This window comes from Roseococcus sp. SDR, assembly GCF_019083995.1.
Classification (GTDB): domain Bacteria; phylum Pseudomonadota; class Alphaproteobacteria; order Acetobacterales; family Acetobacteraceae; genus Roseococcus.
Genome location: NZ_JAHRCU010000008.1, coordinates 153,739 through 176,807 on the forward strand (window position 1 = coordinate 153,739; position 23,069 = coordinate 176,807).

The 23,069-nt window shown below is 69.3% G+C and carries 19 protein-coding genes; 8 read left to right on the forward strand and 11 right to left on the reverse strand.

Features of this window, described 5'->3' with window-relative positions; translation table 11 throughout:
* The 9 genes from KTR66_RS11335 to recG are packed head-to-tail and all read right to left on the reverse strand — an operon-like array spanning nt 1 to nt 9,407.
* Entirely contained in the window at nt 1-627 is a 627-nt protein-coding gene (locus KTR66_RS11335) for a histidine phosphatase family protein (protein WP_213612704.1), read from the reverse strand.
* Nucleotides 624-1,388 carry a TorF family putative porin gene (locus KTR66_RS11340; protein ID WP_213612705.1) on the reverse strand — a complete coding sequence of 255 codons (765 nt, stop codon included), beginning with the start codon at nt 1,386-1,388 and terminating at the stop codon, nt 624-626. Before KTR66_RS11340 ends, KTR66_RS11335 begins: the two co-directional genes overlap by 4 nt.
* On the reverse strand, nt 1,389-2,372 hold the full coding sequence (locus tag KTR66_RS11345; RefSeq protein ID WP_213612706.1) for a tripartite tricarboxylate transporter substrate binding protein: 984 nt from the start codon (nt 2,370-2,372) through the stop codon (nt 1,389-1,391).
* Nucleotides 2,373-2,409: 37 nt separating this feature from the next.
* Nucleotides 2,410-2,850: an NUDIX hydrolase gene (locus KTR66_RS11350; RefSeq protein WP_213612707.1), complete on the reverse strand. Its 441-nt coding sequence runs from the start codon at nt 2,848-2,850 to the stop codon at nt 2,410-2,412.
* On the reverse strand, nt 2,847-3,839 hold the full coding sequence (locus KTR66_RS11355; RefSeq protein WP_249732034.1) for a DUF4340 domain-containing protein: 993 nt from the start codon (nt 3,837-3,839) through the stop codon (nt 2,847-2,849). The genes KTR66_RS11350 and KTR66_RS11355 overlap by 4 nt, the downstream gene beginning before the upstream one ends.
* The gene (locus tag KTR66_RS11360) at nt 3,836-5,767 is read right to left on the reverse strand and encodes a Gldg family protein (protein WP_213612708.1); all 1,932 of its coding nucleotides are present in this window, start codon (nt 5,765-5,767) and stop codon (nt 3,836-3,838) included. Before KTR66_RS11360 ends, KTR66_RS11355 begins: the two co-directional genes overlap by 4 nt.
* A 4-nt stretch (nt 5,768-5,771) precedes the next feature.
* Nucleotides 5,772-6,503 (reverse strand): ABC transporter permease subunit, encoded by a 732-nt coding sequence (locus tag KTR66_RS11365; protein WP_213612709.1) that lies wholly within the window; start codon nt 6,501-6,503, stop codon nt 5,772-5,774.
* The gene (locus KTR66_RS11370; RefSeq protein ID WP_371819097.1) at nt 6,500-7,261 is read right to left on the reverse strand and encodes an ABC transporter ATP-binding protein; all 762 of its coding nucleotides are present in this window, start codon (nt 7,259-7,261) and stop codon (nt 6,500-6,502) included. The genes KTR66_RS11365 and KTR66_RS11370 overlap by 4 nt, the downstream gene beginning before the upstream one ends.
* Nucleotides 7,262-7,316: 55 nt before the next feature.
* Nucleotides 7,317-9,407: an ATP-dependent DNA helicase RecG gene (gene recG, locus KTR66_RS11375; protein WP_213612710.1), complete on the reverse strand. Its 2,091-nt coding sequence runs from the start codon at nt 9,405-9,407 to the stop codon at nt 7,317-7,319.
* A gap of 19 nt (nt 9,408-9,426) precedes the next feature.
* On the opposite strand from recG, the gene KTR66_RS11380 reads away from it, so the two are divergent.
* Nucleotides 9,427-9,732 carry a succinate dehydrogenase assembly factor 2 gene (locus KTR66_RS11380; RefSeq protein ID WP_371819098.1) on the forward strand — a complete coding sequence of 102 codons (306 nt, stop codon included), beginning with the start codon at nt 9,427-9,429 and terminating at the stop codon, nt 9,730-9,732.
* Nucleotides 9,729-13,169, forward strand: coding sequence for a transcription-repair coupling factor (mfd, locus tag KTR66_RS11385; protein ID WP_213612712.1), 3,441 nt, complete (start codon nt 9,729-9,731; stop codon nt 13,167-13,169). Before KTR66_RS11380 ends, mfd begins: the two co-directional genes overlap by 4 nt.
* 12 nt (nt 13,170-13,181) lie before the next feature.
* Here mfd and KTR66_RS11390 read toward each other — a convergent pair whose 3' ends face one another.
* A complete protein-coding gene (locus tag KTR66_RS11390) occupies nt 13,182-15,629 on the reverse strand; it encodes a PAS domain S-box protein (protein WP_213612713.1) in 2,448 nt (815 codons plus the stop codon).
* 85 nt (nt 15,630-15,714) lie between these two features.
* Entirely contained in the window at nt 15,715-16,374 is a 660-nt protein-coding gene (locus KTR66_RS11395; RefSeq protein ID WP_371819099.1) for a DsbA family oxidoreductase, read from the reverse strand.
* A 43-nt stretch (nt 16,375-16,417) separates the two neighbouring features.
* On the opposite strand from KTR66_RS11395, the gene KTR66_RS11400 reads away from it, so the two are divergent.
* Genes KTR66_RS11400 through KTR66_RS11425 form a run of 6 tightly spaced genes read left to right on the forward strand, consistent with a single transcriptional unit; the run spans nt 16,418 to nt 22,974 of the window.
* The gene (locus tag KTR66_RS11400; protein ID WP_213612714.1) at nt 16,418-17,497 is read left to right on the forward strand and encodes an AI-2E family transporter; all 1,080 of its coding nucleotides are present in this window, start codon (nt 16,418-16,420) and stop codon (nt 17,495-17,497) included.
* A gap of 43 nt (nt 17,498-17,540) precedes the next feature.
* Entirely contained in the window at nt 17,541-19,121 is a 1,581-nt protein-coding gene (locus KTR66_RS11405) for an ABC transporter substrate-binding protein (RefSeq protein WP_249732035.1), read from the forward strand.
* Between the two features lie 6 nt (nt 19,122-19,127).
* Nucleotides 19,128-20,108, forward strand: a complete 981-nt coding sequence (locus tag KTR66_RS11410; protein WP_213612715.1) for an ABC transporter permease — start codon at nt 19,128-19,130, stop codon at nt 20,106-20,108.
* A gap of 3 nt (nt 20,109-20,111) precedes the next feature.
* Nucleotides 20,112-21,014 (forward strand): ABC transporter permease, encoded by a 903-nt coding sequence (locus KTR66_RS11415; RefSeq protein ID WP_213612716.1) that lies wholly within the window; start codon nt 20,112-20,114, stop codon nt 21,012-21,014.
* Nucleotides 21,014-21,982, forward strand: a complete 969-nt coding sequence (locus KTR66_RS11420; protein ID WP_213612717.1) for an ABC transporter ATP-binding protein — start codon at nt 21,014-21,016, stop codon at nt 21,980-21,982. The genes KTR66_RS11415 and KTR66_RS11420 overlap by 1 nt, the downstream gene beginning before the upstream one ends.
* Nucleotides 21,979-22,974 (forward strand): ABC transporter ATP-binding protein, encoded by a 996-nt coding sequence (locus tag KTR66_RS11425; RefSeq protein WP_371819100.1) that lies wholly within the window; start codon nt 21,979-21,981, stop codon nt 22,972-22,974. The genes KTR66_RS11420 and KTR66_RS11425 overlap by 4 nt, the downstream gene beginning before the upstream one ends.
* The last annotated feature ends 95 nt before the right edge of the window (nt 22,975-23,069 follow it).

The window sequence follows — 23,069 nt, forward strand, 5'->3', positions numbered from 1 at the left end:
TCAGCAGCCGTGGAAGCCACCGCCGGGCAGCTTCACGAATTCCACGATGCCGAGCGGCTGTGCTGCGCCGGGCTCGATCACCAGCGCGGCACCTTCCGGGAAGGCGGTGCCGCCCACGCTCTGGCCGTAGATCATGATGGCGGGCGTTCGGTGACCCACCAGCACGCGGTTCACGCCCGCCGGCAGCGGCGCGTTGAACAGGCGGCGATGCTCCGCCAGCACCCAGTCCAGCCGCGCACCGGCATAGTCATCGGCGAGCAGGCTGTCGGTGACTTGCACGCGCGCTGAACCCCAGGCCTCCTCCGCCGTGTCGCGGGCGCGATAGACGGGGCCGGCCAGCACCGGGAACTGCACGGGAATGCCAAGCTCCGCGAAGCGCTGGCCGATGCGCCGGGCCTGCGCGCGCCCGCGCGGTGAGAGGTTGCGCTGGCCGGCGCGGTCCCCCAGGCGGTAGCTGCGATCACAAGGCTCGCCCGCCGTGTCGGCGTGCCGGAAGAAGAGAACGAGGCCGCCCGCGCGCAGCCGTGGCAGCAGGGCCGAGCCATCCACTTCCCCAGGCACCATCTGCTGCGCTGCGGCGGGTGCCGCGAGCGTCAGTCCCAGCAGGGCGCGGCGCGTCGTGCTCAAAATTTGAAGGTCAGGCCCGCGATCACGCGCGCCGTGCAGACATCCTGCTGAACGCCTTGGCCGCTCAGGCACTGGTTGCGGGGGATGGTCGTGTCGAAATAGTTCACGCTGGCCGTGAAGGTGCCCACACCCGCGATCTCGAAATCACGGCTCACGGCCAGGCCCCACCAGGTGTAGTCCGGCGTGCCGTAGCGTGGGTTCTTCTCGATGAACTGGTAGCCGAGCCGCGCGCTGAGCGTGAGGTCCCAGAAGGCCGTATCCCAATCCGCCCCGCCCTCGACATAGACGCCAAGCCCGGTCGCATCGAAGTAGTTGGGCGAGACGTTGATCGAGGCCATGAGCTTCACCGGGCCGAATGAGCGGTTCACGCGCAGATAGGCCTCGCCGTAATCCACCGCGTCGCTGGCGCGGCCGCTGGAGTAGCTCGGGTAGAAGGTGCCGATGCCGCCGATATCGAAGTTGGTGTCGCCCCAGGTGAAGCGGAAGCCGGCGAGGAGATCGATTTCTTCCCGCGCATCGGTGCCCGCGAAGCGCACATTGCCGATGAAGCCGCCGATATAGACGCCGCTCTCATGCGCCAGCTCGCCGCTGGCCTGGTAGGCCATCCGCCCCATGGTCTGGCTGATGCCGCGCGAGACATAGTCGCTGGCGAGGGTGCCTGTGCCGCTGATCGTCCAGCCGCTCTCACCGATTGCCACCTGCGCCCGCACGGGCAAGGCGAGGCACAGCAACGCCAGGAGGAGCGGAACCGCGCGCCGCATCTATTCGAGGCGCGCGCCCGAGAGCTGCACCAGGCGTTGCCAATTGGGCGTGTCGCGCTCGATCAAGGCGGTCAGTGCGGCCGGGGTCGCGCTGGTCACGGTGCCGTAGCCCAGCGGCTTCAACCGCTCCACGAAATCCGCCTGCGCACCCACGCTGCGGATCGCGCCATGCAGGCGCTGGATATGCTCGGGTGGGGTGCCGCCCGGCGCCATCACCGCGTTCCAGGTGACCACATCGTGCCGGCCGAGGCCGAGATCGGCGAAATCCGCCATGCCCGGCACCTCGGGCAGGATGGAGAGGCGCGCGGCCGAACTCACCGCCAGCGGCAGGAAGCGGCCAGCGGTCACATGCGGCATCAGGGCGGGCATCACGTCGAACATCATGTCGATCGTGCCGGCCAGCAGGTCCGTGATGGCGGGGCCGCCGCCGCGATAGGGCACGTGAAGGATCTTGGCGTTGGCCTCGGCGTTGATCGCCTCGATGTTGATGTGGCTCGTCGTGCCCGTGCCGCTGCTGCCCATCTTCAACTGCTCGGGGTTCGCCCGGCTCCAGGTGATCAGGCGACGGAAATCGCTCCAGCCCTGCTGCCGTGCCTTTTCGGCGTTCACGACGCAGAGCAGCGCGCCATCGGTGATCTGCGTGACGGGGGCGAGGTCTGTGCGCGGGTTGAAGGGCAGGCGGGAGGTCATGAAGGGGAAGGCGCAGAGCGTGGTGACGCTGATGAGGCCGATCATCGTGCCGTCACGGTCGCCCTTGGCCAGCGCATCGGCGCCGATCAGCCCGCCGGCACCGCCGCGGTTCTCGACGACGACGGGCGTGCCGAGTGCTGAGGGCAGCCGCTCGGCCAGGACGCGGCCCAGGATGTCCACCGCGCCGCCGGGCGGGAAGGGCACGATGATCCGCAGCGGGCGCCCCTGCGCGAGAGCCGGTGCGGCGAGCGGCAGGGAAGCGGCGCCGAGGATGAGGCTGCGTCGTTGGGTCATGGAGCGTTTCTCCCGGGTTACCGTGCGAGATTGCGGCTCATGCCGGGGCTTCCGCAAGGCGCTTGCGGGAAAGCGCGATCACCGCCTGCGCTTCGCGTGTCAGGGCATATTTCGGGAGCTCATCGGGGCGCGCCCAGGCGACGGCGCTGACATCGTCACCTGCCCGCGCCTCGCCATCCACCCATTCGGCGCAGTAATCCACGATGGTGTAGTGGTAGCGCACGGCGCCAGCCTCATCGCGCGTGACGGAATCGATCACGTCGGCGAGCAGGAGTGGGCCGACGGTGATGCCCGTCTCCTCCAGCAATTCGCGCCGCGCGGCTTCCTGCGCGCCCTCGCCCACATGCTGCGCGCCGCCGGGCAGCGACCATGAGCCGATGCGGGGCGGCTTGCCGCGTTGGACCAGCAAAACCTCCTCGCCGCGGAAGACGATGACGCCGATGCCGATCCATGGGCGGTCGGGATATTCCCGGGTCACGAAACGACCAGGTCCTCGAGACGCGGGACCATCGCCTTCTCCTTCCAAAGACCGAGCTGGAAGGCCCAGCCCTGGAAGCGCGCGTTGAGCCGCTGCGCCTCCTCACTGCCTTCCGCGCCGAGGCGCACCCAGAAGAGCTCTCCCTCGCGATGCGCGTGGAGCGTGATCGTGACCTCATCCGTGTAGTGGAAGCGCGCCTCGCCCAGCGCCTCGCCGGGCGCGTCGGTGCGGACCTCGATGAAGGTGAGCCCGTCGAAGGCGCGGCCCACCTCGTCCAGCGCGATGCGGTCGGCCACTGGGTGTTCGGCGGGGGTGATGATGTCGAGCGGCGCATCCACCTCGCCCGCGCGGGCCAGCACGAGCGGCGGCTGGCCGCTGCGGTTGACCTCGACGCGGCGCAGGCGGGCGGGGGCGAGGCTCGCGAGATCGCGGTCGAGCCAGAGCGAGGGGTCGGCATCGGCGCCGAGGCGCCCTTCGGCCAGCCACGCGCGGTTCTCACCGGGGCGGCGGGCATAGATGCCCTCGGGCTGGTTGCCCTGGGTGCGGACGCGGCGGCGGCCGAGGATCATCTCGGCGAGCGGCCTCCCCTCGGCGTCGAAGACGCGCAGCAGGGTCGCGGTGCTGCCGGGGGCGGCGGGATCCTCCACGCCCAAGCGCGGCCATTGTGCTGGGTCGCTGCTGCGCTCCTCCGTCAGGCGGAGTTCGGTGAGGCCCACCAGGGTTTCGCGCACGCGTTCGGGCCGGGCGGGATAGCCCTGGAATTCGGCGATACGCCAGGTCTCGCCCTCGCGGATCAGGGTGGTGCCCTGCGCGCCGCGCCGAAGTTCGATGCGGCGCGCGCCGGCGAGCCGCGTGGCGAGGCCCGGGAAGGCCAGGCTGCCTTCGCTGATGCGCCCCTCCACCTCGCCCTCCGGCCGCAGCAGCAGGGCGGCACCGAGGCTTGCCACCGCGGCACCACCAAGGGCGATCAATCCGCGCTTGCCGATCATGCGCGGGCCTTGGCGCGGCGGCGGGCGCGCAGCACGCCGATGACGATGGCGAGGATGGTCAGCAGCACCGGCACGAAGGCGATGTTGAAGATGCGCAGCCATGTCTCCAGCGCCTCGATGTCACGCCGCAGCTCAAGCTGCACCGCGCGGAGCTGGCGGCGAGTGGCGGCGATCTCCTCGCGCGCGCGGTCGATTTCGGCGCGCTGCTCGGGCGTGATCACGGTCTGGTTGGTGTTCCGCGCCCCAGCTTCGCCCCCTGGGCCGCCCGTGCCCTGGCGCAGCTCACGCAGGCGGCGCTCGGTGGCCTGGAGGCGTTCGGTCAGCTGCTGCTCGCTCTGGCGGAACTGGGCATCGGCCTGGCGGCGGATATCCTCCACCAGCTCGAAGGGCCGCTGGGATTCGCCGCGCGAGCGCAGGCTGATCATGGCGTCCGAGCCCGCCAGCGTATCGGCGATGTTCACGACGAAGCTGCCATTGCCCGAGAAGGGATTGGCGACGGGCTGGCCGAAGAACTCCTGAACGCGCACCCAGAAGCGGTCCTCCAGGATATCCGTGTCATGCACGACGACGACATTGGCTGGGCCGGTGCTGCGCGGGAGATGCGCGGGGAAATCGGCCGGGCGCTCCACACCCTCGGCCGGGGCGGGGGCGCCTTCCTGGAAGGCGCTGCGCAGATTGCCGCGGATGCGGGCCGCGATGACACGGCGCTGACCATCGGCGCGGAACTCGGCCAGGATACGCGTGGGCGAAGGGTCGGTCCGCACGCGCGCCGCGTCCACCAGCATGGATTGCGACGAGCTGGTCAGCAGCGGGATGAACTCGATGCCCGCATTGGGTCGCGGCGCGAGATAGCCGGAGGAAGCCACCGTCACCTGCTCCAGCAGGGCTGTGGCCACTTCCTGGCGGTTGATGCTGTCGCCCTGCAGGTTGAACCAGGCGATGTAATCCACCGCCTGCACGCGCTCATTGGGCGCGGCGCGCACGCGCCAGGCGCCGCGCAGGTCGAGCACCACCTGATCGGCCGGTGCTTCCACGCCCCAGGCCTCCAGCAGGCGCGGCAGGACGGAGGCGGTGTTGGCCGGCGGACGCCCGCCCGGGCCGGGCCGCGAGGCCTGGAACTCGCTGTGCGGGTCGATCATCAGGAAGAGGCGGCCGCCGCGCATGACGAACTGGTCCACCGCGTATTGCGCGGCCTCCGGCAGGTCCTGCGGGTGAGCCAGCAGCAGGATCTGCACATCGGCGGGGATCACCTGCACGTCGAAGCCGAGGTCGCGCACCGTGAAGCCCTCGCGCAGCTGGCGCATCACCACCTGCGGCTGGGCCAGGGCGGGCTGGCGCATCATCATCGCGCGCGGATCGCCATTCAGCGGCAGCGGCGACATGACGCCGAGCACCGGCTTGGTCGGGTTGGAGAGCTCGAAGATCAGGCGCGTCAGGTCGGCTTCCAGGAAGCGCTCGCGCTCCGGCTGGAAGAAGGGGATGTTCCGTTCGTCATCCACCTGGTTGCTGCCGGAGAGGCCGAAATAGACCTGCTCGCCGGCCTGATCGAGCGGCACGCCCTGCATGCCGAGCGAGACGGCGCGGTCCTCCACCTCGGAGAAGGGTTCGGGGTCGAAGATCTCGAGGCGCAGCTTGCCGCGGGCGGCGACCACGTATTCGCGCAGCATCTCGCGCACGCGCTCGGCATAGGCGCCGAATTGCGGGGCCTCCGCACCCAGCTTGCGCGAGTAGAAGAAGCGCAGCGTGATCGGGTCCTGCAGGCCTTCCAGCACCTGCCGCGTGCCGGGCGAGAGGGTGTAGATGCGGTTCTCGGTCAGGTCCACGCGGGCGGAGGCGAGCAGCCGGTCGGCCAGCATGTTGACGCCGACGGCGAGTGCGAGGGCGGCGAGGATGCCGAGGGAGGAGTAGAGGAGGCGGGAATTGCGCATGGTCTCAATCCGCCTTCTTCAGCTCGAGGATCACGGTGTTCACGAAAAGCCAGAAGGCGATGAAGCTGGCGAAGAAGACGAAATCCCGCGCCGAGATCACGCCGCGGGTGAAGCCGTTGATCCGCTCGCTGACGGAGATGCCGCGGGCGACTTCCGCCAGGACCGGGAATTGCGAGGAGAGAAACTCCGTCACCACGGGCGAGCCGGCGGCGGCGAAGAGGAAGCAGCCGGCCACCGCCAGCACGAAGGCGATGACCTGGTTGCGCGTGACGGCCGAGATGGCAGCCCCCACGGCGAGATAGGCGCCGGCGACCAGGAAGCAGCCGAGATAGCCGGTGAGAATCACGCCATTATCCGGCTCGCCCAGCAGGTTCACCGTGAGGACCAGCGGGAAGGTCAGCGCCAGCGCCACCGCGCAGAAGGCCCAGGCGGCGAGGAACTTGCCCACCACTGCCTGGCCGGCCGTGATGGGCAGCGTCAGCAGCAATTCGATGGTGCCGAGGCGGCGTTCCTCCGCCCAGAGGCGCATGGTCAGCGCGGGGACGAGGAACAGGAAGAGCCAGGGGACGAAGCTGAAGAAGGGAATGAGGTCCGCCTGGCCGCGCCCGAAGAAGCCGCCCAGCGTGAAGGTGAGCGCGCCCGAGAGCACCAGGAAGATCACGATGAAGACGGTGGCGACGGGCGTCGCGAAATAGGCCGCGAATTCGCGCCGCGCGACTGTCAGGGCGGCCTTCATGCGGCGGCTCCCAAGGTCAGCGAGCGGAAGACTTCCTCCATGCTGCGCCCGTCCGCCACCAGCGCGGCGGGCGTGGCATCGGCCAGCACGCGGCCGCGCGCGATCACGATGGCGCGGGTGCAGACGGCCGCCACCTCCTCCAGGATGTGGGTCGAGATGATGATGGCCTTCTCCGGCGCCATGGCGCGAATGAGCTCCCGCACCTCGTGCTTCTGGTTGGGGTCCAGGCCATCCGTCGGCTCGTCCAGCACCAGCACGGGGGGCGAGTGGAGCAGCGCCTGGGCGAGGCCCACGCGGCGCTTGAAGCCCTTGGAAAGCGTCTCGATCGGCTGCAGCCGCACGCCTTCGAGCTGCGTCAGCGCCATGGCATGGGCCACGCGCTCCTCCCGCTCGGCGCCGCCGAAGCCGCGGATGCGGGCGCAGAAATCGAGGAAATCGGTGACACTCATCTCGGGATAGGTGGGGGCACCCTCGGGCAGGAAGCCCAGGTTGCGCTTGGCGGCCACGGGGCTCTTCACCACATCCTCGCCGCAGATGCGCGCCGTGCCCGCGGTGGGCAGCATGAAGCCGGCCAGCATCCGCATGGTGGTGGATTTGCCGGCGCCATTGGGGCCCAGGAAGCCCACCACCTCGCCGCGTTTCACAGAGAAGCTGACCCCATCCACGGCGGTGAAGCTGCCGAACCGCTTGGTCAGGCCCTCGATCTCGATCAGGCCCGCGCTTTCGCCCGGCCCTTCCATGTCGTTTGGCGAAGTCACCAACAATTCTCCCGGTTCGGCCAGCCGATTTAAAAAAAACGACAGGGAATTCAAGTCACCCGGCCGCCAGGAGCGCCACCGCGCCCTCCTTGTCAAACAGGCGCAGCAGGAGGCGCGCGGCCTGGCCGCGGGGCGAGGCGAGCGCCGGGTCCCGCGTCAGCAGCACCTCGGCATCCTGGGCCGCCATCTCGATCAGCGCGTTCTGGCGGTTGGCAGCGCGCTGGGCCGCGGCCTCATCCTCGCCGCGCAGGCCCAGGCGGAACTGAACCTGGCCGGCCTGGCGCGTGCCCAGCGCCTCGCCGCCGCCGCGGATGCGCAGATCCTCCTCGGCGATGACGAAGCCATCCTCCGTGTCCCGCAGGATCAGCAGGCGTTCGCGCTCGCGCTCCGACAGCGCCTCGGAATGCACCAGCAGGCAGGAGGAGGGCTTGGAGCCGCGCCCCACGCGGCCGCGCAGCTGGTGCAGGGCGGAGAGGCCGAAGCGCTCGGCCTGCTCGATCAGGATGATGGTGGCTTCCGGCACATCCACGCCGACCTCGATGACCGTGGTGGCGACCAGGATCTGCGTGCGGCCCTCGGCGAAGTCGCGCAGGGCGCCTTCACGGGTTTCCATCTCCAGTTCGCCATGGGCAAGGCCGACCTGGCCGGGAAACAGCTCGGAGAGCTCGGCGAAGCGGGTTTCGGCGGCGATGCTGTCGTCATGCTCGCCGCCGGTGATGGCGCGCACCACCCAATAGGCGCGCTCGCCCCGGGCCAGGGCCTGGCGGAGGCGGGCGATGATCTCGGGCAGGCGGGCGCTGCTGGCGATGCGGGTCGCGATGGGCTGCCGGCCGCGCGGCTTGCCCGCGATGCGGCTCACCTGCATCTCGCCCCATTGGGTGAGCTGCAGCGTGCGGGGGATGGGGGTCGCCGTCATCACCAGCATGTCCACCTGCGCGCCCTTGCCGGCCAGTTCCAGCCGCTGCGCCACGCCGAAGCGGTGCTGCTCATCCACCACGGCCAGCGCCAGGTCGCGGAACTCGACCCCCTGCTGGAAGAGCGCATGCGTGCCGATGGCGATGGGGATGGAGCCATCCGCGAAGCCCTTGAGCACGCGCCGCCGCTCCGCCCCCTTCACCGAGCCGGCCAGCAAAGCCACGGGCACGGGGGAGAGCCTTTCCAGGGTGCGCAGATGCTGCCGCGCCAGGATTTCCGTGGGCGCCATGATGGCCGCCTGCGCCCCGGCCTCGACGGCTTGGAGCATGGCGAGGATGGCGACCAGCGTCTTGCCCGAGCCCACATCGCCCTGCAGCAGGCGCAGCATGCGGCGGGGCGCGGCGAGGTCGCGGGAGATTTCCGCCAGGGCCTGGGCCTGGTCGGGCGTCGGTTCATGGCCGAAGGCGGCGAGTGCCTGGGCGCGCAGGCTGCCATCGCCGGTGAGCGCGCGGCCCGGCGCCTCGCGGTTGCGGCGGCGGAGCAAGGCGAGGGCGAGTTGGCCCGCCAGCGCCTCGTCATAGGCCAGGCGCTCCCAGGGCTTGGCGTCCGGGCGCGTTTGGGGGGCGTGGAGGGCGCGCAGTGCCGCGGCGAAGCCGGGCCAGGCCTCGCGGGCCAGGAGGGGCGCGTCCTGCCACTCCGATGGGTCGGGCAGGCGCTTGAGGGCCGCCATGACGGCGGGTGCCATATGGCCGCGCTTCAGCCCCTCGGTGAGGGGCCAGATGGCCTCCAGCGCCGGAAAGCCCGCCTCATTCGCCGACACATCGGGGCTGATGCAGGACCAGCCATCGCCCTCGGGGCGGATGCGGCCGGAGATCCAGCGCGGCTCGCCCCTGGGCAGCAGCCGCTCGATCCAGCCCAGGTTGGATTGCATGAAGCGGAGGGTGACTTCCTCGGCCGTGCGCACCTCCACGTAGCGGCGGCGCGTCGCGCGGCTCATGGCGCTGCGAGTCGCAACGGGCGTCACGCGCAGCACGCACTCGGTCTCCGGCGGCGCCTCGGCGGGATGACTGATCTGCGTGCGGCTCGCGATGCGGTCGGGCAGGTGGAAGAGCAGATCGAGGATGCGCGGCCCGCCGCAGGCCTTGGCGATGAGTTCAGCGCGCTTGGGCCCGACCCCCGGCAGGGTTTCGAGGGAATCAAACAGGCTCTGGAGGCTGACACTCTGGCTCACACGCGCCTATATGCCACCCGTGACGAGTCCTGACGAAACCCCCGAACTCCCCCACCGCCAACGCCGCCTCCTGTTTCGGGCGCTGCATCGCGGCACCAAGGAATGCGACCTGATGCTGGGCGGCTTCGTGCGCCGGCATATCGGCGCGCTCTCGCCACCCGAATTGGATGAGCTGGAAGCCATCATGGAATTGCCGGATGTGGATTTGGCCGATTGGTTTTCCGGCCGCCGCGCGGCGCCGCCCGAGGTGCGCGGGCCGCTGTTTGACCGGATCGCGGCCGAGAGCGCGGCACCCGGCGCGGGCGTGCCGGAACACTTGCGATGACGCTGCGCGTCTACGGCGCCCCCGAGGGCTATGACGCGCTCCTGCTGCGCCAGCGCCGGGCCGAGACCCAGGCGCCTGTTCTGCATGTCTGCCGCGATGATGCCCGCATGGCCCGCATGGCCGATGCGCTGGCCTTCTTCATGCCCGAGGCCGAGATCCTGCGCCTGCCGGCCTGGGATTGCCTGCCCTATGACCGCGTCTCGCCCAATCCGGAGCTGATCGCCGAGCGTGTGGCCACGCTGGCCGAACTCACCACCCAGGCCACGCGTCCGCGCATCGTGCTGACGACGGTGAACGCGCTGGTCCAGCGCGTGCCGCCCCGCAGCGCCTTCGCCGATTCCGCGCTGCTGCTGCGCAAGGGCGGCCGCGCCAGCATCGGGCAGATCACCGCCTTCCTCGAGACCAATGGCTACAACCGCACGGGCACCGTCATGGAGCCCGGCGAATATGCGGTGCGCGGCGGCATCCTGGACCTCTTCCCCTCGGGCGAGGCGGACCCGCTGCGCCTCGATCTGTTTGGTGACGAGATCGAGAGCATCCGGCGCCTCGACACGGGCACGCAGCGCAGCGGCGCGGCGGTTGATCGGCTGACGCTGCGCCCGGTGGGCGAGGTGTTTCTCGACCCCGCCTCGATCGAGCGCTTCCGCACCGCCTATCGCGAGCTCTTCGGCAATGCGGCGGCCGAGGACCCGCTCTATGTCTCGGTCAGCGCCGGGCGGCGGCACCCGGGCATGGAGCATTGGGCGGGGCTGTTTCACGCCGAGATGGAGACCCTGCTGGACTATCTGCCCGGCGCCTCGGTCAGCCTGGACGCGCAAGCCGAAGAAGCGCTGACGGCTCGGCTGGAGATGATCCAGGACCACTACGAAGCACGGCGCATCCCGGCCCGGCTGAATGAAGGCGAGGTGCCCTATCGCCCCGCGCCGCCCGCGCGCCTCTACCTCGACCGCAAGGGATGGGAGGCCATGCTGGCCCAGGGGCCGCAGCTGCATTTCTCGCCCTTCCACAAGCCGGACGGCGCGGAGGGCTTCGATGCCGGCGGGCGCGCGGGTCGCCTTTTCACCGAGATCCGCCAGGCGGGCGAAAACCTATTTTCCGCCTATGCCGCCCATGCGGAGACCGAGCGCGGCCGTGGCCGGCAGCCGATGCTCGCCGCCTGGACCCGCGGCTCGCGCGAGCGGCTCGTCACCCTGCTGCGCGAGAACCGCGTGGCGGCCGAGCCGGTGGACGACTACTACGCCTTCCAGCGCCTGGCGCCCGGCGTGGTCGGCGTCGGTATCCTGGGCCTGGAGCGTGGCTTCACCGCCGAAAAGATATCGATCACCGCCGAGCAGGACCTGCTGGGCGAGCGCATCGCCCGCCCGGCGCGGCGCAAGAAGCGCGCCGACCAGTTCATCGCGGATGCCACCCAGATCGAGGTGGGAGACCTGCTGGTCCATCAGGATCACGGCATCGGGCGCTATGACGGGCTCGCCACCATCGAGGTGAGCGGCGCGCCCCATGACTGCCTGCGGATGATCTATGACGGCAATGACAAGCTGTTTGTCCCGGTCGAGAATATCGAGATCCTGAGCCGCTTCGGCAGCGAGACGGCGGGTGTGGCGCTGGACAAGCTGGGCGGCGCCTCCTGGCAGGCGCGCAAATCCAAGGCCAAGCAGCGCATCGCCGACATGGCGGGTGCCCTGATCCGCATCGCGGCCGAGCGCCAGACGCGCGAGGCGCCGATGATGGCCCCACCCGAAGGCGCCTGGGACGAGTTCTGCGCCCGCTTCCCCTATGCCGAGACGGAGGACCAGGCGCGTGCCATCGCCGATGTGCTGGAGGATCTCGCCTCCGGCCGGCCCATGGACCGGCTGATCTGCGGCGATGTGGGCTTCGGCAAGACGGAGGTGGCGCTGCGCGCGGCCTTCACCGTCGCGATGTCCGGCTCCCAGGTCGCGGTCGTGGTGCCGACCACGCTGCTGGCGCGCCAGCACCACCGCATCTTCACCGCGCGTTTCGCGGGGCTGCCGATCAAGGTCGCGCAGCTCTCCCGCATGGTGACGGCGAAGGAGGCCGCGCAGGTGAAGGCGGCGCTGGCGGCGGGCGAGGTGGATATCGTCGTCGGCACCCATGCGCTGCTGGGCAAGGGCATCGGTTTCGACAATCTCGGCCTCGTCATCGTGGATGAGGAGCAGCATTTCGGCGTGAAGCACAAGGAACGCCTGAAGGAGCTGGAAGCGGGCGTGCATGTGCTGACGCTGACGGCCACCCCCATCCCGCGCACCTTGCAGCTGGCCCTGTCCGGCGTGCGGGAGATGAGCGTGATCGCGACCCCGCCGGTGGATCGCCTCGCCGTCCGCACCTTCATCATGCCCTGGGATTCCTTGGTTCTGCGCGAGGCGGTGCAGCGCGAGCGCTTCCGCGGTGGCCAGGTCTTCGTCGTCGTCCCCCGCATCGAGGACATGGCGAAGATGGCCGAGCGGCTCGCCGAAGTGGCGCCCGAGGCGCGCGTGGTGCAGGCGCATGGCCGGCTCGCGCCCACCGAGCTCGAGCAGGTGATGACCGAGTTCGGCGATGGCAAATACGACATCCTGCTCGCCACCAACATCGTGGAATCCGGCCTCGACATGCCGGCGGTGAACACGCTCATCATCCACCGGGCCGACATGTTCGGCCTCGGCCAGCTCTATCAGCTGCGCGGGCGCGTGGGCCGCGGCAAGCAGCGCGGCTATGCCTACCTCACCTGGCCGCCGCATCACCGGCTCAGCCCCACCTCGCAGAAGCGGCTCGAGGTCATGCAGACGCTGGACAATCTCGGCGCCGGCTTCACCCTGGCCAGCCACGACCTCGACATCCGCGGTGCCGGGAACCTGCTGGGCGAGGAGCAATCGGGCCAGATCCGCGAGGTCGGCATCGAACTCTACCAGGAGATGCTGGAGGAAGCCGTGGCCGATCTGCGCGCCGGCTCCAAGCGCGCGCGGGAGGCGGAGGGCCGCTTCACGCCGCAGATCAATCTCGGCCTGCCCGTTCTGATCCCCGAGAACTACGTGCAGGAACTGCCGGTGCGCCTGGGGCTCTACCGCCGCATCGGCGGGCTGGAGACCGAAGCCGAGGTGGAGGCCATGGCCGCCGAATTCGCCGACCGGTTCGGCCCCATCCCGCCCGAGGTGGAAAACCTGCTGCAGGTGGTGAGCCTCAAGCTCGCCTGCCGGGCGGCGGGGGTTGAGAAGGTGGATGCGGGGCCGAAGGGCGTCGTCATCGCCTTCCACAAGAACCGCTTCGCCAATCCGGCGGGTCTGGTCGCCTGGGTCTCGGGCCAGAAGGGCCTGGTTTCGCTGCGGCCCGACCATAAGCTCGCCCTGCTGCGCGAATTGCCCTTCGATGCTCGGGTGAAGGCGGCGCGGGGCCTCGTGACGAATCTGGTGCGTGTCGTGGAGCAGGCGAAGGCGGCCTGAGCCCAAGCGCGCTCAGGCTATGGGCAGGCGGATTCTGAAGGCCGTGCCGCCCGGCACATTCTCGGCCGTGAGGCTGCCACCCATGTCCTGGATGATGCCGTAGCTGATCGAGAGGCCGAGGCCCGTGCCCTGGCCGACGGGCTTGGTGGTGAAGAAGGGTTCGAAGATGCGCGGCAGGATCTCGGGAGCGATGCCGCCCGCCGCATCGCGCACCTCCATCAGGACATGCGTCCCGTCCCGGACTGCCCTGAGGCGGACGCGGCGCCCGGGCCCGTCGTCGGGCGACTGGGCGTCGTAGGCGTCGCAGGCATTGGCGACCAGGTTCATCAGCACCTGCTCCAGTGGGATGGCGCTGCCGAGGACCGGCGGCAGCCCGGCCTCCACCTCCTGCACCACCTCGACCGAGGAGAGCGTCAGCTTGCTGTTCAGCATCTCAAGCGCCGCGGTGATCACCTGAGGGATGTCGAGGGGGGCCGGCGGCAGGTTCTCCGCGCGGCCAAAGATCCGCATATGGTCGATCAGGTTCGCCATCCGCCCGGTCTGGCCGATGATCTTCTCGAGCCGCTCACGCATCGGCGCCAGCGCCGGGTCGGCGGCGTCGAGCTGCAGCAGCATGATGTCGGCCGCCATGCTGATGGTGGCGAGCGGCTGGTTCAGCTCATGCGCCATGCCGGTCGTCACCTCGCCCAGCTGGGCGAGCTTGGCGGAATGGGCCAGCTGCTCGGCCAGCTGCTTCTCCCGCGTGATGTCCGTCCAGATGCTCATCAGCTCCGGCACACCTGCGGCATTCACCTGGCTGCGCTGGATGCCGCGGATCCAGAGCCAACGCCCATCCTTGTGGCGGAAGCGGAATTCGGTGGCGGATTCAGGCTGGCCGATCGTCGCGTCCGGCAGGGCCATCACGCGGTCGCAATCCTCGGGGTGCGCATGGGCCCGGAACCAGCCGAGCTGGGTGGCCTCGCCCGGGGTGAAGCCGGTGAGCGCCTCCAGCTGAGCCGAGGCATAGCGGCGAAGCCAACGGCCATCGGCCTGCCGCTCGAAGCGGAACAGCACGCCGGGCAGCCGGGCCAGCATGGAGTCGCGCTCGGCCAGCGCTTCGGCGCGGGCGATCTCCGCCTCACGCTCCAGGGTCACGTCACGCTGGATTGAGACCCAATGGGTGAACCGGCCCTCGCTGTCGGCCACCGGGGAGATCCGCAGATCGGACCAGAAGGTGCTGCCATCCTTGCGGTAGTTCAGCACCGCCTGCCGCACGGGCTGCCACGTTTCCAGCGCGTTGCGGATGTTGCGCCGGGCCTTCGCGGAAGTGCCGGGGCCCTGGAGCAGGCGGGGCGTCCGTCCGGTCACCTCGGCCAGGGTGTAGCCGGTCTCGCGCTCGAAGGCAGGGTTCGCGTAGACGATGCGGGGTCCGGGTTCGTCGAAGGGTTCCGCCTCGGTGATGAGCACCACGTCGGAGCTCGCCTCGACGACGCGGCGCAGGAGGCGGGCCTGCTCCTCGTCGCGCAGCCGGCGAAGGATGGGGCGCAGCGCCGCGACCGCCTGCTCCAGGAGATGCGACACCTCCGCAAGGTCGGTCCGCCCCGCGCCGAGCCCGATCAGCAAGGCGAAGCCTTGCGACTCCAGATGGAAAGGGGAGACCATGAGCGCGGATAGGCCCCGCTGCGCGGCGGCCTCCAGCAACGGGTTGCCGGCCTGGTCCTCGGAGGTCACATCCTCCACCAGGATCTGCCGACCCTCGCTCATCGCGCGCAGGGTCGGGGAATTGGGGACGGAGACCACCTGGTTGCGCTGCGCACCAGGCCCGACCTCGAAGGTGGGCTCACTCCAGCCTCCGAGGAATCGGGCGCTCAGCTCCGAGCCTCCGTGGCGCTGCCAGAGCTGGCAGGTGAGGGCCTGGGTCGCCTCGCAAAGCGCCTGGGCGGCGGAGCGGACCGAACTTTCGAGATCCGCCGCCTCGGCCGCGACGGCCATCAGCCGCCGCAGCAATTGTGCATCACGCGCAAGGCGAGCTTCGCCCAGCGCGCGGCGACGCTCCTCCAACTGCTCCATGACAATCCGGGCGAGATCGAGCAGCGCCTCGCGGATCGCATCCCGGGCCGTGCCGCCAGGCGGCGGGCCGGGGCGCTGGTCGAGGACGCACAGGGCGCCCAGCACGATGCCCTGGGTGTTGATGAGGGGGACACCCGCCACGAAGCGCCACGCGGCCGATGGAGCGGTGACGATCGGCGCCCCGGTCTCCATCACTTCCCGCGCGAGGGTATCGAGGGCGATGGCGGCGCTCGGTGCCTCCTCGCCCAGGGCGGTGCGCGGGCCGCCGTCGCGGAAGAGCACGGCCCCGGCCGAGGCGTCACAGAGGCGCAGGGCGAGGCGGAGGGCGCGCTCATGCTCCGGCTCGCGGCCCGCTGCCAAGAGGCCATGCGCGGCAAGCTCCGCGGTCCAGGCCCGCTCGGTATCTCTCATTTCTTCAACTTTCCGAGGCCTTCGCCCCTTCCAATCGCGCCATCCATGGCCAGTTCCCGGCCGCGCGCAAGCGGGTACCCCGCCCTCAGCCGGCGGCCAGCGCCACTTCGATCAGCCGTTCAAGCACTTCCGGTTCCTGCGCGCCGGCGATGGCATGCTCGCCATCCACCAGGAAGCAGGGCACGCCGTTGATGCCAAGGCGGTGGGCGCGGAGATTCTCCAGATGCACCCATTCCGTCTCGCCCGCGCCGCCCAGCAGGCGGAGGGCGGCCGTCTGGTCGAAGCCTTCCTCGCCGGCCAGCATGGCGAGCGTCGCGTGCTGGCCGATGTCCAGCCCCTCGCAGAAATAGGCGGCGAAGAGGCGCTCCACGAGGCGATCCACCGGCGCATGCCGGCCGGCCCAGCGGAGCAGGCGATGCGCGTCAAGGCTGGCCGGGATGCGGCGCAGCAGGTCGAAGCGAAAGGCGATTCCCTCGGCGCGGCCGAGTTCGGTGATGGTGCCATGCAGGCGCCGGGCGCGGTCCTCGCCGCCGAACTTGCGGGCCAGCCAATCCTGACGGGGGATGCCGCCGGGTGCGATCTCCGGGTTCAGCAGGAAGGGGCGCCATTGCAGCTCCGGCTGCAGGTCATGCCGCTCGGCCAGCACCCGCATGAGGCGGCGGATGCCCAGGTAGCACCAGGGGCAGACGAGATCGAAGACGATCTCGACCGAAAGCCGCGGGCGTGGTGGCGCGAGGATGTTCACGCGTGCATGCTACAGTCTTCCGGCGCGTCTGGGCAAAGGGTGGATGATGGAAAGCAAGGAGCAACTGGCCCGGCTGGTGGGCTTCATCGCGGCCGGTGCGCTGGCGGCGGGCTGTTTCCTTGTGCTCAAGCCCTTCATCTCGACGCTGATGTGGGCTGTCATCCTCGTCTTCTGCACCTGGCCGGCCTACCGCTTCCTGACCGACCGGCTGCGGCTGGGAGCGGGGCTGGCGGCGGGCGTCATGGTGGCGGCCGAGTTCCTGCTGATCGGCCTGCCGCTGGTCTTTGCCACGCCGGTGCGGCGGGAAGACATCGAGGGCATCCGCAATTGGCTGGTGCGCGTCTTCAGCGAGGGCCTGCCCGACCTCTCGGGCGTCTTCCTGCTGATCCCCCTGGCCGGTCCCTACCTGAACGATTGGTGGCAGGCGCTGGCGGGCGATGCCTCCCACCTCGTCGCCACCATCCGACCCTATGCGGGCGACATCGCGCAATTCGCGCTGTCGCTGCTGCTGGGCCTGCTCTCGGGCGTGGCCGAAATGCTGATCGCGATCCTGCTCGCCTTCTTCATCTACAAGGACGGACCGGCGCTGGCGAAAGGGGCCTATGGGCTGCTGGAGCGGCTGGCCGGCGCCCGGGCCCCGCATCTGTGGGACCTGACGGGCAACGTCACCCGCGGCGTGGTCTATGGCATGCTGGGCACGGCGGTCGCCCAGGGCTTCATGACCTTCTTCGGCCTCTGGATCTCGGGCGTGCCGCAGCCCGTGCTGCTGGCGGTGATCGCGGGCGTCATCTCCATCCTGCCGGTGGGGGCGCCGCTGGTCTGGATCCCGGCCGCGATCTGGCTGCTGGCGACGGGCAGCATCGGCTGGGGCATCTTCCTGGCGCTCTATGGGGGCTTGGGCATCTCCTCGGTGGACAATGTGATCCGGCCCTGGTTCATCTCGCGCGGCGCGGACCTGCCGCTGCTGCTGACCATCCTGGGCGCGCTGGGTGGCGTGCTGGCCTTCGGCTTTCTGGGCCTCTTCCTGGGGCCGGTCCTGCTGGCGCTGGGCTATACCCTGGTCAAGGAATGGGCGCTGGGCGTGCCGGAGGAGACTTCCCCCGAGGCGCGTCCGCCCCTATAGCGGCGCTTTCCGGCCGGAGAGGCCTGGGGTTCGGGAGACATCAATGAAGGCTCTGTGGCGGGCCGCGATGCTGGTCGCGGCGCTGATGGTGGGTGTTGCCGAGGCGCGGACCGTGCGCTGGGCGGCGAGCGGCGATCCGAACACGATGGATCCGCACAGCCAGAATGTCGGCACCGTCACCATGGTGCTGCAGCAGATCTATGACGCGCTGATCAGCCGCAACCCACAGCTGGGGCTCGAGCCCGGCCTCGCCACCGCCTGGCGGCAGGAGGAGCCGACGCGCTGGCGCTTCACGCTGCGCCCCAATGTGCGCTTCCATGAGGGCGAGGCCTTCACCAGCGACGATGTGGTCTTCAGCATCACCCGCGCCCTGCAGCCGACCAGCAATTTCGGCATCTTCGTGGACACGATCGACCGCGCCGTGGCTGTCGACCCGCTGACGGTCGACATCATCACCAAGGCGCCCGACCCGATCCTGCCCAACAAGCTGGCCTCCGTCTTCATGATGTCGCGCAGCTGGAGCGAGCGGAACAATGCGGCCCGCCCGCAGAACACCCGCCAGCGCGAGGAGATGTTCACGGTCCGCAACACCAACGGCACCGGCGCCTTTCGCCTGCAGTCGCGTGAGCCGGATGTCCGCACTGTGCTGGCCCGCAACCCCGACTGGTGGGGCTGGCAGGTGCCGGCCAACAACGGCAACGTGACCGAGATCATCTTCCGCCCGATCGCGAGCGATGCGACCCGCGTGGCCGCCCTGCTCTCCAACGAGATCGACTTCGTCATCGATCCGCCGCTGCAGGATCTGGCGCGGCTGCGCAATGCCCAGGGGCTGCGCGTGCTGGAAGGGCCGGAGGTGCGGACCATCTTCCTCGCGATGGATGTGGCGCGCGACGAGCTGCTCTATTCCGACGTGCGCGGCCGCAACCCGCTGCGCGACATCCGCGTGCGCCGCGCGCTGTATCACGCGATCGACATCCAGGCGATCCATCGCACCATCATGCGCAACCAGTCCGTGGTGACCGGCACGCTCTTCCCCGAGCAGGTGCAGGGCTATTCGCGTGAAGAAGATGTGCGCCTGCCCTATGACCAGGCCCGCGCCCGCGCCCTGCTGACGGAGGCCGGCTATCCGAACGGCTTCGAGATCACGCTCGACTGCTCCAACAACCGCTACATCAATGACGAGCAGATCTGCCAGGCGATCGTCGCCATGTGGGCGCGCGTCGGCATCCGGGCGCGACTGAACGCCATGCCGCTCGGCCCCTTCTTCGCCAAGATCCAGCGCGATGACACCAGCCTCTACATGCTGGGCTGGGGCGTGCCGACCCTGGATGCGCTTTATTCCTTCCAGTCGCTGCTGGCGACGCGCAACGGCGCGCAGGGTGACGGCATCTGGAACTACGGCCGCTACTCCAACCCGCAGATGGATGCGCTGATCCAGCGCATGAAGACCGAGACGGGCGAGGCGCGGAATGCGACCATCCGCGAGGCGCTGCGCCTCTATCGCGAGGACGTGCCGCACATCCCGCTGCACCACCAGATGATCCCCTGGGCGGTGCGCGGCAACATCACCATCCCGCACATGGCCAACAACCAGCCTTACTTCCGCTGGGCCGTGGTGAACTGAGGCCGCATGTTCTCCTTCATCGTCTCCCGCATCCTCCAGGCGCTGCCGGTGATGTTCGTGGTCTCGCTCATCAGCTTCGCCATGTTCGCCTATGTGGGTGACCCGGTGGCGATCATGCTGGGCCAGGACTTCACCGAGGCGCAGCGCGAGGCGCTGGTGCGCGATCTGGGGCTGGACCAGCCCTTCTTCGTGCAGTTCGCGACCTTCCTCGGCAATGCCGTGCAGGGCGAGTTCGGGCTTTCCTACCGGCTCTCCCGCCCGGTGGCGGAGCTGATCGCGGAGCGCGCGCCGGCCACGCTGGAGCTGGCGCTGACGGCGGCCTTCATCGCGCTGATGATCGGCGTGCCGATGGGGGTCTATACCGGCCTCTACCGCAATTCCTGGCTTTCCCGCTTCTTCCTGACCTTCAGCCTGGTCGGCGTTTCGCTGCCGACCTTCCTGATCGGCATCCTGCTCATCCTCACCTTCTCGGTCTGGCTTGGCTGGCTGCCGAGCTTCGGGCGGGGAGACGTGACACGGCTGGGCTGGTGGTCCTCGGGCTTCTTCACCTGGTCGGGCATCAAGGCGCTGATCCTGCCCGCCATCACGCTGGGCCTGTTCCAGCTGACGCTCATCATGCGCCTCGTGCGTTCCGAGATGATGGAGGTGCTGCGGACCGACTACATCAAGTTCGCCCGCGCGCGGGGCCTCAGCAACCGCGCCATCAATTTCGGCCATGCGCTGAAGAACACGCTGGTGCCGGTCATCACCATCGCGGGGCTGCAGCTTGGCGGCATCATCGCCTTCGCCATCGTGACCGAGACGGTGTTCCAATGGCCGGGCATGGGGCTGCTCTTCATCCAGAGCGTGGGCGCCGCCGATATCCCGGTCATGGCGGCCTATCTGATGCTGATCGCGCTGGTTTTCGTGACGATCAACCTGATCGTGGACCTTCTCTATTATGCGGTGGACCCCAGGCTGCGTGTCGGCCGCGGGAAGGGGCACTAGGCCATGAAGGCGTTTTTCGACTCCGACCTCTGGTGGAGCTTCACGCGCTCGCCCGTCACGGTGATCTCGGCCATCGTGGCCTTCATCTGCATCGCGGGCGCGGTACTGGCGCCGGTGCTGGCGCCGCACAATCCGTTCGACCTCGCCTCGCTCCAGCTCATGGACGCCTTCAAGCCGCCGGCCTGGTCCAGCGAGGGCGACGCGACCTATCCGCTGGGTACGGATGACCAGGGGCGCGACATGCTCTCGGCCATCATGTATGGCGCGCGTGTCTCGCTGCTGGTGGGCTTTGCCGCGGTGATCTTCTCGACGCTGGTGGGCGTGACGGTCGGCCTGCTGGCCGGGTATCTGGGCGGCAAGGTGGATGCGCTGCTGATGCGCATCGCGGACATCCAGCTCACCTTCCCCTCCATCCTGGTGGCGCTGCTGATCGATGGCGTGGTGCGTGCCGTGCTGCCGCGCGAGACGCATAGCGAGGTGGCGCTGTTTGTCGTGATCTTCGCCATCGGCATTTCCAACTGGCCGCAATTCGCCCGCACCGTCCGCGGCTCCACCCTGGTGGAGCGCAACAAGGAATATGTGCAGGCGGCGCGCGTCATCGGGCTTTCGCCGCTGCGCATCATGCGCAGCCATGTGCTGCCCAATGTCATGTCGCCGGTGCTGGTGATCGCGACCCTCAACCTCGGCTTCGCCATCCTGGCGGAGGCGACGCTCTCCTTCCTTGGCGTCGGCGTGCCGCCGACCCAGCCCTCGCTCGGCACGCTGATCCGTATCGGCAATGACTTCCTGTTCTCGGGCGAGTGGTGGATCACGATTTTCCCGGGTGTCGCGCTGATCGTGATGGTGCTTTCCGTGAACCTGCTGGGCGACTGGCTGCGCGACGCGCTGAACCCGAGGCTGCGCTGATGTCTCTTCTTCAGGTCAAGAATCTCCGCGTCGAATTCCCGACGCGGCGCGGCACGCTGGTGGCGCTGGACGATGTCTCCTTCGACATCGCGCCTGGCGAGGTGCTGGGCGTGGTGGGGGAATCCGGCGCCGGCAAATCCATGACCGGGGCCGCCATCATCGGCCTGCTGGAACCGCCGGGCCGCATCGCCAAGGGCGAGATCCTTCTCGAAGGGCGGCGCATCGACAACCTGCCCTATGAGCAGATGCGCCGCATCCGCGGCCGCGAGATCGGCGCGATCTTCCAGGACCCGCTGACCACGCTGAACCCGCTCTACACCATCGGCCGCCAGCTGGTGGAGACGATGACGACGCACCTGCCGATCACCCCCGCCGAAGCGCGGGAGAAGGCGATCGGCTGGCTCGAACTCGTGGGCATTCCGGCCGCGCGGGAGCGCATCGACAGCTATCCGCATGAATTCTCGGGCGGCATGCGCCAGCGCGTGGTGATCGCTCTCGCCCTCTGCGCCGAGCCCAAGCTGATCGTGGCGGATGAGCCGACGACGGCGCTGGACGTCTCGATCCAGGCGCAGGTCATCGCCATGCTGAAGACGCTCGCGCGGGAGAAGGGGACGGCGATGATGCTCGTCACCCACGACATGGGCGTGATCGCCGAGACGGCCGACCGCGTGGCGGTGATGTATGCCGGCCGCATCGCCGAGATCGGGCCGGTGCGGGAGGTGGTGCGCCAGGCGCGGCACCCCTATTCACAGGGGCTGATGGGCTCCATCCCTCCGCTCGATCGCCGCGTGGAGCGGCTGCAGCAGATTGACGGCGCCATGCCACGGCTGACGGCCATCCCCAAGGGCTGCGCCTATAATCCGCGCTGTCCCAAGGTCTTCTCGCGCTGCGCTGTGGAGCGTCCGGAGCTGATGGATGCCGGCACCACGCGCGCGGCCTGCTGGCTTTACGCGGAGGGACAGTCGTGACTGCCACCCCGATGATCGCGGCGGACGACGTCGCGCGTTACTTCGATGTCTCGAAGCCGCTGATCCAGCGCATCGTGGCCCGCGAGGGCAAGCGCACGCTCAGGGCGGTGGACGGCATTTCCTTCGAGATTCCCAAGGGCACCACGCTTTCCCTTGTGGGTGAGAGCGGCTGCGGCAAGTCCACCGTGGCCCGGCTCATGGTCGGCCTCTATCCCACCACGCGCGGGCGGGTGATGTTCGACGGGCAGGACCTTTCGCAGGCGCGCGCCGATTCCAAGCAGCGCAGCCGCATGCAGATGATCTTCCAGGATCCCTATGCTTCGCTCAATCCGCGCTGGCGCGTGGTGGACATCGTGGCCGAGCCGATCCGCGCCTTCGGCCTGATCGAGGACAAGCAGGCGATCCTGACGCGCGTGGGCGAGTTGCTGACGCAGGTGGGCCTCTCGCCGCTCGACGGGCAGAAATATCCGCATGAGTTCTCGGGCGGGCAGCGGCAGCGCATCTCCATCGCGCGCGCGCTGAGTTCCAGCCCGGAATTCCTGGTCTGCGACGAGCCGACCTCGGCCCTCGACGTCTCCGTGCAGGCGCAGATCCTGAACCTGATGAAGGAGCTGCAGAGCCGCCTCGGCCTCACCTATCTCTTCATCAGCCACAACCTCGCCGTGGTGCGACAGGTGAGCGACCGCATCGGTGTGATGTATCTCGGCAAGCTGGTGGAGCTTTCGCCGGCCGAGAGCCTCTTCCAGAAGCCGCGCCACCCCTACACGCGCGCGCTGATGGAGGCGATCCCGGATCTGGAGATGACGGGGCGGCAGCGCATTCCGGTGGGCGGGGAGGTGCCGTCGCCGATTTCGCCGCCCTCCGGCTGCACCTTCCATCCGCGCTGCCCGCTCGCCAATGCGCGCTGCAAGGCGGAAGTGCCGGTGATGAAGCCGGCAGGCGATGCGATGGTGGCGTGTCACGCGGTCGAGGAAGGGCGCGCCACCGCCTGAGGCGATCTGCCCAAGCGCGCGCCATCGGGCTGGCTGGTGGCGCGTTTTTTCATGGCGTGAAAATTGCTGCGCCTCCGGGGACACGCTCCCTGGAG